The organism is Coprococcus intestinalis (genome assembly GCF_023656595.1).
Taxonomy (GTDB): domain Bacteria; phylum Bacillota; class Clostridia; order Lachnospirales; family Lachnospiraceae; genus Coprococcus_A; species Coprococcus_A intestinihominis.
This window is the reverse complement of sequence record NZ_JAMOKJ010000013.1, coordinates 48,386-60,556: the sequence shown is the minus strand read 5'-3', so window position 1 is coordinate 60,556 and position 12,171 is coordinate 48,386. Positions and strand designations below refer to the sequence as shown.

At 44.4% G+C, this 12,171-nt stretch carries 10 protein-coding genes; 9 read left to right on the top strand and 1 reads right to left on the bottom strand.

Annotated features, from left to right (window positions below; translation table 11 throughout):
* Window positions 1-348: 348 nt before the first annotated feature.
* The 9 genes from glpK to NBH03_RS10460 all read left to right on the top strand — a co-directional run bounded on the left by glpK (window position 349) and on the right by NBH03_RS10460 (window position 10,953).
* Window positions 349-1,842 (top strand): glycerol kinase GlpK, encoded by a 1,494-nt coding sequence (gene glpK / locus NBH03_RS10500; RefSeq protein ID WP_250799551.1) that lies wholly within the window; start codon window positions 349-351, stop codon window positions 1,840-1,842.
* Between the two features lie 98 nt (window positions 1,843-1,940).
* Window positions 1,941-2,729, top strand: coding sequence for a sulfite exporter TauE/SafE family protein (locus NBH03_RS10495; protein WP_250799550.1), 789 nt, complete (start codon window positions 1,941-1,943; stop codon window positions 2,727-2,729).
* A 320-nt stretch (window positions 2,730-3,049) separates the two neighbouring features.
* Window positions 3,050-4,216 (top strand): diphosphate--fructose-6-phosphate 1-phosphotransferase, encoded by a 1,167-nt coding sequence (locus tag NBH03_RS10490; RefSeq protein WP_015513687.1) that lies wholly within the window; start codon window positions 3,050-3,052, stop codon window positions 4,214-4,216.
* Window positions 4,217-4,279: 63 nt separating this feature from the next.
* Window positions 4,280-5,116 (top strand): triose-phosphate isomerase, encoded by an 837-nt coding sequence (locus NBH03_RS10485; RefSeq protein ID WP_250799549.1) that lies wholly within the window; start codon window positions 4,280-4,282, stop codon window positions 5,114-5,116.
* A 51-nt stretch (window positions 5,117-5,167) separates the two neighbouring features.
* Window positions 5,168-5,959, top strand: a complete 792-nt coding sequence (locus NBH03_RS10480) for an ABC transporter permease (protein WP_015513689.1) — start codon at window positions 5,168-5,170, stop codon at window positions 5,957-5,959.
* Window positions 5,935-6,726 (top strand): ABC transporter ATP-binding protein, encoded by a 792-nt coding sequence (locus NBH03_RS10475; protein WP_227081788.1) that lies wholly within the window; start codon window positions 5,935-5,937, stop codon window positions 6,724-6,726. The genes NBH03_RS10480 and NBH03_RS10475 overlap by 25 nt, the downstream gene beginning before the upstream one ends.
* A gap of 150 nt (window positions 6,727-6,876) precedes the next feature.
* Window positions 6,877-7,971 carry an ABC transporter substrate-binding protein gene (locus NBH03_RS10470; protein ID WP_215689759.1) on the top strand — a complete coding sequence of 365 codons (1,095 nt, stop codon included), beginning with the start codon at window positions 6,877-6,879 and terminating at the stop codon, window positions 7,969-7,971.
* Window positions 7,972-8,194: 223 nt separating this feature from the next.
* The gene (locus tag NBH03_RS10465) at window positions 8,195-9,670 is read left to right on the top strand and encodes a lactate racemase domain-containing protein (RefSeq protein ID WP_250799548.1); all 1,476 of its coding nucleotides are present in this window, start codon (window positions 8,195-8,197) and stop codon (window positions 9,668-9,670) included.
* A gap of 20 nt (window positions 9,671-9,690) precedes the next feature.
* Window positions 9,691-10,953 (top strand): phosphoglucose isomerase-related protein, encoded by a 1,263-nt coding sequence (locus NBH03_RS10460; protein ID WP_250799547.1) that lies wholly within the window; start codon window positions 9,691-9,693, stop codon window positions 10,951-10,953.
* A gap of 33 nt (window positions 10,954-10,986) precedes the next feature.
* On the opposite strand, the gene NBH03_RS10455 is transcribed toward NBH03_RS10460, so the two are convergent.
* Window positions 10,987-12,054 (bottom strand): LacI family DNA-binding transcriptional regulator, encoded by a 1,068-nt coding sequence (locus NBH03_RS10455; protein ID WP_250799546.1) that lies wholly within the window; start codon window positions 12,052-12,054, stop codon window positions 10,987-10,989.
* Window positions 12,055-12,171: the final 117 nt, after the last annotated feature.

The following is a 12,171-nucleotide window of genomic DNA, read 5'->3' as shown; positions in this document are numbered from 1 at the left end:
GGACAAGATGTTGTATATATTGCCTAAAAATAAATAGTGTACCGATGCTCAGATAATAAAAATGATGATCTGAGTGGTTAAACATAATTTAAGTATAATACAAAATGACGAAAAAGTCCATTAATAAAATGAAAAATTATTGAAAATAACAAAAGAAGATTAACACATTCCGTCAATTCATCGACAATAAATGAAATTATCAGATAAAACAGATGCGCTGTATTGTATCTGTATAAATACAATCAAATATGTTATAATAAAAGCGACAATAATCCGTGTGCATAGAGGACGGAATTTTGACCTTAGTTTTTGGGAAGCACAAAAAGGGGAATAAGGGGGATTTTACATATGTCGAAGTATATCATTTCACTGGATCAGGGAACCACAAGCTCAAGATGCATTTTATTTGACCATGGAGGAAGAATTGTCAGCGTGGCGCAGAAAGAGTTTACTCAGATTTTTCCGAATCCGGGGTGGGTGGAACATGATCCTATGGAAATCTGGCAGAGTATTCAGGATGTGATGGCAGAAGCCATGGGGAAGGCACATGTCACTGCGGAGAATATTGCCGGCATCGGTATTACCAATCAGCGTGAGACAACGGTTGTCTGGGATAAAAAGACGGGTAAACCGATTTACAATGCCATTGTCTGGCAGTGCAGAAGAACAGCACCTATCATTGAGGATTTGAAGGCAAAGGGCTATGAAGCCTTTATCAAGAAGACAACGGGGCTGATCCCGGATGCTTATTTTTCCGGGACAAAGATTAAATGGATTCTGGATCACGTGGAAGACGCCAGGGAGCGGGCAAAAAAGGGTGAACTGCTCGTTGGAACCATTGATACATGGCTGATCTGGAATCTGTCCGGCGGCAGGATCCATGTAACGGATTATACCAATGCCTCAAGAACCATGCTGTTTGATATTCACAGCCTTTGCTGGAATGAGCGTTTGCTGGAAGTTTTGGATATTCCGATGACTATGATGCCTGAAGTGAAACCGTCCAGCTGCATTTACGGGTATACAGATCCGGATGTAACCGGCGGCACCATCGCTATTTCAGGGGCAGCGGGGGATCAGCAGGCAGCTTTGTTTGGTCAATGTTGTTTTGAAGAAGGCATGGCCAAGAATACATATGGCACGGGATGTTTCCTGCTAATGAACACAGGGCATCATGCCGTTGAATCTGAGCATGGGCTCCTGACGACCATTGCAGCAGGCACGGATGAAAATGTGGAATATGCTCTGGAGGGTAGTGTATTTGTGGCAGGAGCGGCTATTCAGTGGTTAAGAGATGGCCTGGAGCTTTTGAAAAAATCATCGGAGTCGGAAGCATTTGCTGAAAGCGTGGATGATACGGCCGGCGGTTATGTGGTGCCTGCTTTTACGGGATTAGGTGCCCCTTATTGGGATCAGTATGCCAGAGGTGCGGTTGTCGGTATCACAAGAGGCTTTACAAAGGCCCACTTTATCCGGGCAACCCTGGAATCACTGGCTTATCAGGTCTATGATATACTGAAAGCTATGGAGAAGGATGCAGGTATTCTGCTGACGGATCTCAGGGTAGACGGCGGTGCCTGTGCCAACAATTTCCTGATGCAGTTTCAGGCAGATCTTCTGGACCGACATGTGCTTCGGCCGGAATGCATTGAGACAACGGCCCTTGGCGCGGCGTATCTTGCAGGGCTGGCTGTGGGCTACTGGAAGGATAAGGATGAGATCAAACAGAATTGGTCGCTGTCCAGGACATTTATTCCGGATATGCAGAATGAGAAGCGTGAGAAACTGCTTCGGGGCTGGCACAAAGCGGTTCGATGTGCTTTTGATTGGGAAGAACACTAAAAAAAAGGGATATAAAGCAAACGTTTTGCTTTATATCCCTTTGATTTTTGCCAGGTGAGTGTTATGCTTACATCATGTTAATGGAGGTGTAATGAAATATGATAGTGGTATTTTTTGCGGTCAGCCTGTTGGCATCCATCGTGGGCTCCATCTGTGGTATCGGCGGTGGTGTGATCATCAAGCCGGTATTGGACGCCATGAATGTGATGAGCGTATCATGTATCAGTTTTCTGTCCGGCTGTACGGTTCTGACTATGTCGGTGGTATCAGTATACAAGAACATGCGTGCCGGCAAGAAACTGAATCTTCGGATTGCGACCTTATTGGCCGTTGGTGCAGCTGTTGGCGGTGTGGCCGGCAAGATGATGTTTATGGCAGTGAAGACATCCGTGGGCAATGAGAATTTCGTAGGCATGGTGCAGGCGATCGTGCTGATTGGCGTGACAGGTATAACGTTTGTGTATACAATCTTTAAGAAGAAAATTCACACACTGACACTGAATAATGCAGCTGTGTGTGTGATTGTGGGCCTGGTGCTCGGCATTATGTCAAGTTTCCTTGGTATTGGCGGCGGCCCTATCAACCTGATGGTTCTGGGATTTCTCTTTTCGATGTCCACCAAAGAGTCAGCATTGGCATCCCTGTACATTATTGTCTTTTCACAGGTGACCAGTTTGGTTCAGACCGTCGTTACGGGAACGATTCCGCCTGTACAGCTGTCTTATCTTGTATTAATGGTCATCGGCGGTCTTCTGGGCGGTACGATTGGCAGTAAGATCAACAAGAAGATTGAGGATGAGAAAGTTGACAAATTGTTTATGGCATTGATGTTTATCATCATCTGCATCAATATTTACAATACTTATAAATTCGCAGTTGCTCTTTAAAAAGCAAACGTTTGCGTCAAAGCTTTAGCAGACTAAAATGGTTTTTGACCTTTTTAGTCTGCTTTTTTGTCACAAAAAGTCGGAATAAATTTCCAATTTTGTGTTAAAATTGAATATATCAAAATTGTATCGTTGAAAATACACAAAAAAAATTTTGTAAAATGTGCAAAAAGTAGGATAACGTTTGGATAAAATAGGCCTTATTTTAAACAAAAACTGTGTTAGGATAAGTATATCAAAAGAAACAAAGCATTGACAAAAAATGTAAAACATTTGTGCACATTATATAATTGTGTACAAAATGATAGGAGTGCAGATAAATGGCAGATAATCTTTTAGTTGTACATGGAGGCGGACCGACCGCAGTAATCAATGCATCTTTGTATGGCGTTATCCGTGAAGCTAAAAAGAATCCATCAATTGGAAAGGTTCTGGGAGCAATTGGCGGAACAGGCGCAATCTTTACAGAACAGTTTCTTGATCTGACAGCATTTTCAGATGAGAAGCTGAAACTTCTGCTTCACACACCGGCTTCGGCCATCGGATCATCCAGATATCCGCTGTATGAAGAAGATTATGCGAAGATGCCTGAGATTTTCAAGAAACACCATATCGGTTATGTTCTTTTAAATGGCGGGAATGGTACGATGGATGCATGTGAACATATTTATGAAGTTTGTCGGGATCACGGCATCGGTGTTGCAGGTATTCCGAAAACGGTGGATAATGATATTGCAATGACAGATCATGTACCGGGCTATGGCAGTGCCGCCAGATATCTGGCAGCAACGACACAGGAAGTCGGAGAGGATGTTAAGTCACTTCCAATCCATGTCAGTGTCATTGAGGCCATGGGAAGAAATGCCGGATGGATCACCGCAGCATCAGCCCTTGCAAGACGTAAGAAAGGTGATGCACCGCATCTGATCTATGTGCCGGAAAGACCATTCCATGAAGATGAATTTCTGGAAGATGTAGAAAGACTTTACAAGGAAAAAGGCGGCGTTGTTGTTGTTGCCAGTGAAGGTTTGACGAACGTGAATGGTGAATCCATTGTTCCTCCGATTTTCAAGAGCGACAGAGCTGTATATTATGGCGATGTCAGTGCTTATCTGGCTGAGTTGGTCATTAAGAAACTGGGTATCAAAGCCAGAAGTGAGAAACCGGGTATCTGTGGAAGAGCATCTATTGCCCTCCAGTCACCGGTGGACAGAGCAGAAGCAATTCTGGTAGGTGAGCTGGCTGTCAAAGCTGTGACTAGCGGCAATGGTGGACATATGATCGGCTTTAAACGTCAGCCCGGGGATATTTATCAGGTTGAACCGGTACTTGTACCGCTGAAGGATGTCATGCTTTATGAGAGAAAGCTTCCTGAAGCTTATATCAACGAGAGAGGCAATGACATCACGGATGAATTTGTGAAATGGTGCGAACCGCTGATCGGTGGCCCGCTTCCTGAATTCCTGAATTTCAGAGATTATATCTAAAAGTTTCTTATCCATATACTGGGAAGAGAATAGATGATACAATATAGGGAGGAAATTGTAACAATGAAACATATTTATCTGAATCTGAAGAGATTTGATATTCCAACAGAGGCAGGCGGCGTCAACCGCATCGCTTCGCCGGCGGAATGGGGACCATATATTGTCTCCCACACACAGGATCAGCTGGCGGCCTACAATCCAAAGGATGTAGAGTTTGCCATGTTTTTCCCGGAAGCCCATCTGATTGGTGCTGTTTCAGCAAGAAAAGCAGACAGTGCATTGAAGATCGGACCACAGAGTGTTCTGGGACAGGATACAGCCGTTGGCGGCAACTTCGGTGCCTTTACTTCAAATCGTACAGGTAATGCCATGAAAGCCATCGGGTGTGATGCTGTACTGATCGGTCACTGTGAAGAGCGCCGTGATAAGCTGAGTATCATTGCTGAAGGCAAGGGTACAGATGCAGCAGCTGTCAACCGGATCCTGAACAAAGAGATTAAGGCAGCTATTGCAGCTGGTTTGGATGTACTTTACTGTATCGGGGAGAATGCCGATGAACAACCAAGATGGCAGGAAGTTCTGAAGGAACAGTTGACAGTAGGTCTTGAAGGCGTAGACAAGAGTAAAGTCACCATTGCCTATGAGCCTGTATGGGCCATTGGACCTGGAAAGATTCCGCCGGATGCAGATTATATCCGGAAGATTGCTTCTTATGTCAAGGAAGTGACAGATGGCATGGATGTTGTCTATGGCGGCGGCTTAAAGACAGACAATGCGAAGATGCTTGCATCCGTCAAAGAGATTGACGGCGGTTTGATCGCGTTAACAAGATTTTCAGGAGAGATTGGTTTTTATCCAGATGAATATCTGGAGATCATTAAGACTTATCTCGGATATTAATTTACAGTACATATCGTTTACAGACAGAATTTAAAATGGAGGTTTTTTAGAATGGGCAAGAAGAGCAAAGGCGCTGATTTTGTCGGAAAGATTCCAAAGGGTGTCTGGCTGCTGATTTCATTAGTAGTAGCATTGATATTATGGACAGTTTTATCAATCATCCCAAGTACATCCAGATGTTTTCCGAATGCGATTAAAGTTATTGGTTCCATCCAGACGATGGTTTCAAGAGGTTTACTGTTCAAGGATATCGGAAGCAGTTTAATTTCCGTATTACTTGGTTTCCTGATCGGTTTCGTTACAGCCGTTCCGGTTGCGTTCCTGATGGCATGGTACAGACCTGTAAGATTCATCATTGAGCCATGGATCCAGTTCATCAGAAACATTCCACCACTGGCTTACGTACCATTGGTTGTTATCGGTGTTGGTGTCGGTCGTACACCTCAGGTCATCGTTATCTGGCTGGCTACATTCCTTACAATGACAGTCACAATTTTCCAGGGTGTTATCAACGTGGATGAGACATTGATCAAAGCTGCAAGAGTACTTGGTGCAAAGGATTCAGACCTTTTCGTTAAGGTTATTTTCCCAGCAACAACACCATTTATTATCACAGCTATCCGTCTTGGTATTTCAACAGCCCTGACAACACTGATCGCTGCCGAATCAACAGGTGCAGTTGCCGGTCTTGGTATGCGTATCAAAGCATTATCTAACTCTTATGAAACAACACCAATGCTTCTCTACATTATTATCATCGGTATCATCGGTATGCTGGCAGAGAAGATTCTTAAATATTTTGAAAGGAAGTTAACAGGATGGCAGGAAAAGAGGGAAATATAAAAGTCAGTATTCGTAATGTCGTAAAGAAATACGACACACGAAATGGTGAAATGATCGCTTTAAATGGTGCCAATCTTGACATCATGGAGAATGAGTTTATCTGTGTTATCGGACCTTCCGGCTGCGGTAAGTCCACACTTTTGAATATTATCGCAGGTCTTCTGGAACCGACATCCGGTGAAGTTATCGTAGATGGACACAAAGTTGAAGGTACAGGCGTGGATCGAGGCGTTGTCTTCCAGCAGTATGCACTGTTCCCTTGGCTGACAGTTAAGAAAAATGTTCAGTTTGGTCTGAAACTTCAGGGCAAGTCTCAGGCAGAAATGGATGCCATCGCTGAGAAGTATATCAAGATGGTAGGTCTTGAGAAGTTTATAGATTCTTATCCGAAGGAATTATCCGGTGGTATGAAACAGCGTGTGGCCATTGCAAGAGCTTATGCCGTTAATCCTTCTGTTCTTCTTATGGATGAGCCTTTTGGTGCTCTGGATGCCCAGACAAGAACACAGCTTCAGACAGAGTTGTTAAAGACATGGCAGGAAGAGAACAAGACATGTTTCTTTGTTACCCATGATATTGAAGAAGCCATCGTACTGGCATCAAGAGTTGTCATCATGAGTGCACGTCCTGGACGTATCAAAGAGATCATCGATATTGATATTCCTCATCCGAGAGATCAGGCAACAAAGATGAGTCCGAGATTCGTTGAATTGAAGAATTACATTTGGAGTCAGGTATATCAGGAATATCTGGAAGTTCAGAAATAATAAGTGAATTATTATCTTACAGACCGCACAGAAGCGTCATCTTCAGGAAATGACTGCTCTGCGCGGAATGTGAGATTATAATGATACAGGTGAACGGCGTAATGAACCGGTCACCGACACACTTTTTTTAGGAAAAGGAGAGATTGGGAAATGAAAAAAAGAATCATGGCAGTTGTTGTAACAGCAGCAATGGTAATGGGTGCTTTAGCAGGATGCGGAAGCTCATCTGCAAAAGAAACACAGGCACCTGCATCAACAGAGGCAGCATCAGAAACTGCTGCAGCATCTGAAACAACAGGGGAAACAGAAGCATCAGATGCAGCTTCAGGTGATCTGACACATGTGAACGTTGCTTACATGGCAAACTACGCATCACTGTGGCAGGTAGCAACAGCAATCAACAAAGGATACTTCAAGGATGAAGGTCTTGATGTTCAGCTTTACATGTTCCAGGACGGTCCTACAGAAATCGCTTCTATGGAATCCGGTTCAATTGATGTCGCTTACATCGGACCTGGCGCACACAAACTGTGTATTAAAGGTCAGGCAGATATCTTCTGCTTCTCACAGCTCGGCAACGCAGACTGTGTAATGGGTCTTAAATCTCATGGTGTAAACTCCCTTGAAGATCTGAAGGGTAAGAAAGTTGCTTATGCATCCGGTACATCTTCAGAAACAATCTTAAAGAGAGCACTTAATTCCGTTGGCCTGACAATGGATGATATTGAAGCATATGATATGGAAGTCAGCAACATGGTAAGTGCAATCGTTTCCGGTTCTATCGACGCTTGTGCTCCTTGGTCTCCAAGCTCAACAACAATTGCAAACGAACTTGGCGATGATGTTCAGACATTCTGTACAAATACAACATTCTCTGATATCGCAGCTGACTGTGCAAGCTGGATCTGCATGCCAAGCTACGCAGAAACAAACAAAGACGTTCTTGTGAAATTTACAAAGGCTCTTTACAAAGCAATGGATTTCGCTTCAAACCCAGACAACTATGATGAAGTTGCAGGTTATGTTGCTCAGGAATGCGGTACAGACAAAGAGAGCGCACTTGCTCAGACAGGCGACGGTGCTTGGCTTGACAGCGCAACACTTCTTAAATATGTAGGCGATGGTACAATCAAAGGTTACTATGAAGTACAGCAGAAGAACTTCATCGACAATGGTGATGTTGAATCTGAAGTGCCTGTAGACGACTATGTATTATTCGACGTTATGGAAGAAGCAGGTAAGTAATCTGAATTTTTAATTCTTTACTGCAGGGCAGTATCTGCCATCTTTAACAGTAAAATGGCAGATAAAAGCAGGTGCCTTGTGGCTCATTACCATGAGGCACCTTTTGTATGCCGAAAAATGTCAAATTTCGGTGTACCGGGTGGCGGCCTATCCGCCGGGTTTCCAATTTTCTGGAAACAGACGACTTATAACTCAGATAATATTATAATCGGGAGGAAATAACATGAAACTTGATTTTGAATATGGATTAGGCACAATGCAGGCAGAACTGCCGGATAATACAGATGTATTTATTTCTGGTGAAACAGTGAAGGATCCTGCATGTATTCCGGAGGACCAGTTAGAGGCTGCATATCTTGAGAGCCTGGCACATCCGATCGGCATGCCGACATTAACAGAGCTTGCACACAAAGGTACAACAGTTACGATCATTGTTCCGGACCGTGTTAAAGGCGGCGAGCAGCCAACAAGCCATAGAAAATTAAGCATAAAATATATTTTAAAAGAACTTTATGCAGCAGGCGTAGAAAAGAAAGATATCCTGTTTATCATTTCCAATGGCCTTCATCCGAGAAGTAAAGCATCCGATGCCAAGGCAATTTTCGGTGATGAACTGTTCAATGAATTCTGGCATTCAGGTCAGATCATCAGCCATGACAGCGAAGATCAGGAGCATATGATCTATCTTGGTACAACAAAGCGCGGTGATCCTGTTTATATGAACAAATATGTTTATGATTCAGATCTGCCGATTCTCATCGGTCACGTACAGGGCAACCCTTACGGCGGTTATTCAGGCGGTTACAAGCACAGTGCAACAGGTATCACAAACTGGAGATGTATCGCCAGCCATCATGTGCCGTCTGTTATGCACAGAGACGACTTTACACCTGTTAACGGCGGCAGCTTAATGAGACATAAATTCGATGAGATCAGTATGCATATGGAAGAGAAGATGGGCCATCCGTTCTTCTGCTGTGATGCCGTCTTGGATACTTATTCAAGACAGATTGCGATTTATTCCGGTTACGCTAAGAAAATGATGCCGATCAGCTGGAAACTGGCAGATAAGAGAACTTATGTCCACTGGGCAGAGAAGAAATACGATGTACTGGTATTTGGTATGCCTCAGAAATTCCACTATGGCGACGGCATGGGCACAAACCCGATCATGATGATGCAGGCTTTAAGTGCACAGGTACTTCGTTTCAAGAGAATCATGAGCGATAATTGCGTCATCATCTGTTCATCTGCATGCAACGGCTATTTCCATGATGAATTATGGCCATATCTGAGAGAACAGTATGAGCTGTTCCAGCATGATCATATGAATACACTGCCGGATATCGATCGTTACGGTGAATATTTTGCAACAAATGAAGAATATATCCGCAAATATCGTTTCTGCAATGCGTTCCATCCATTCCATGGTTTTTCCATGATGTCCTGCGGTCATATTGCTGAAATGAATACAAGTGCCATTTACATTGTCGGTGCTCAGGAACCTGGCTATGCAAGAGGCATGGGCTTAAAGACAAGAGCGACATTTGAAGAAGCCCTTGAAGATGCCAAGAAGAAATTTGTTGGTCAGAATCCAAACATTCTGGCGCTGCCTCTGACATACAAGAGAGCAGCTGTTCATTTGTGCATGAAGAATCCTGAAGAGGACTGCATGGATGAATATGGGCATCGTCACTAATACGGAGGCGTTTGAACAATATGATCCAATTTCAGATGTTTGATCATCAGCCGGAACGCTGTGAAAAATATCATCAGATGCTGAAGGACAATCTGCCGGTGCTTGAGGGCATCGGCAGTGAAGCCGATTTTGAAAAATACGGAGATTCTCTCGGATGGTTTGATATCGATACATGGGCCAATGAGGCGGAATTAAGTGCCATTGAAGAACTGGCAGCAAGGGTGCGCCGGGATGCAGATGTTTTTGTTCTCATTGGTGTGGGCGGTTCCAATAATGCAGCCCGCTCAGTGATTGAAGCTTTTCCGGAATGTGATGGGCCGGAGATCGTCTATGCCGGCAATTCACTGTCACCATGGGCTTTTGAACAGGTCATGAACAAGATTAGCGGCAAGTCCGTTTATATTGACTGTATTGCCAAGAACTTTCAGACACTGGAGCCGGGATCGGCATTCAGGGTACTGAGAGAATATCTTTATGAAACATATGGGGATAAGGCCAATGAGCGTATCATTGCAACAGGCTCCCGCAATAGTCTGTTGGAGACTATCTGCAAAGAGCATGGATACAGCTTTGTAGAATTTCCGCAGACAGTGGGCGGCAGATATACAGCGGTAACGGCCGTGGGACTTTTGCCTATGGCCGTGGCCGGCATTGATATCCGTGCCCTTGTTAAGGGGGCAGCCGATATGGCAGCTGAGTTAAAAGGCTGCAGAGACATCACACAGTCTGCTTATCGCTATGCGGTGGCAAGAAATCTCTATTATAACGAAGGATACAGAATGGAAATGCTGGCATCCTTTGAACCACAGCTTCACTGGTTCTATAAATGGTGGATCCAGTTATTTGCGGAGAGTGAAGGCAAAGAAGATCAGGGACTTTATCCGATCAGTGGTGAATACTCAGAGGAACTGCACTCTGTCGGACAGTTTCTTCAGGATGGCAGCCCTGTGATCTTTGAGACATTTTTACATGTGAAAGATCCGCAGGCGTCCATGATCGTCCATCCGGATGGTCGTGTGAAGGATGATTTTGATTATTTGAATGGCAAAGACTTCAGAGAGATCAATGAAGCTGCTTATGGAGCCACACTTCGTGCCCACAGTGAAAAGATGCCATGTATGGTGCTTGAGGTTGAGAAATTAACACCGTACAGTTTCGGAGAGATCTTTTATTTCTTTATGTATACATGCTATGTATCAGCGGGAATTCTGGGCGTGAATCCGTTTGACCAGGAAGGTGTGGAAGCCTACAAACAGCGTATGTTCAAAGCCCTTGGCAAGTAGAGGTATTTGGGCGTTAAAAAGAACAGGCCTCTCTTAATGAGAAGCCTGCTGACGTAAGGTTGAGAAAAGTCTGCGGTCACGGTTGAGGGGACAGCAGCTGTCACGTTTGGCAATATAATAAGGCAGAAAGGTTTTAAGCGGCATCCGGTGGCCGCCGTTTACACGGTCAAGGAGCACCTTGAAAGCCATTTTGCCCAGTTCATCTGTCGGAATATGAACGGTAGTGAGCATCGGAGACATATATTGTGCGATATCGATATCATCGATACTGATAACAGAAATATCTTCAGGTACACGGAAGTTCAGCTTTTTTAGAGCATGAAGAACACCGATGGCTGTACGGTCATTGGCACAGAGGATGGCGGAAAGGTCATCACATGTTCTGGCCAGCATTTTCATGCCTTCGTAGCCGCCCTCGGATGTCTGATGGACATTGGCGGTGTTGCGCTGGGCAAATGGCAGATCAAGTTTGGACAGGGCTTCCTTGTAGCCGCTGAAGCGGGGCTCCTTATCCTGCTCACCGATATAGCCGATAACACTATGACCCAGGGATTTCAGATAGGAAATCGCCGTATAGACAATTTCACTGCCGTCACAGACAACCTGATCGAATTGGAAATCCATTGGGATTAGGCCGGTGTAGACAACATTCTTGCTGAGATTGCTGACCAGAGAAGCAATCCGCTGGTCGTAACGGCCGAGAACAACAATACCGTCAGCGGGAAACTGGGTAAGCTGAGCAGCAGTTTCAGGTCGGCCAAGGTCTTGGGAAGTAAAAGAGTAGCGAATGAAATAGCGACTTTTGATGGCTTCCAGTTCCAAAGCCTTTACGATCTGTGAGAAGAAAGGATCTGACATATCCGTATGGGTTCTGGCATAAACACAGGCAATGGACTTGGGATCCGGATCGCGAAGCTCGGCAGACTGTCCAAGCTTCAGATTGCGGGCTGTTTTATTCGGTGAATAGCCGGTACGACGGATAATCTCCCATATACGGGCCTGCACTTTGGGACTGGCTGCTTTTGTATTTTCCTGATTGATGACACGGGAGACTGTGGATACAGAAACTCCCGCTTCCTTTGCGATTTCTTTAAGCGTCATAGATGAACCTCACTGATAGATAAGATGACCGGTTAACGAAAGGGTCATCTGTTATTCCGTTGACAAAGTGTCTATATAGTAGTATAGTACAAAATGTTTTTTTTTACAATAAAAGGT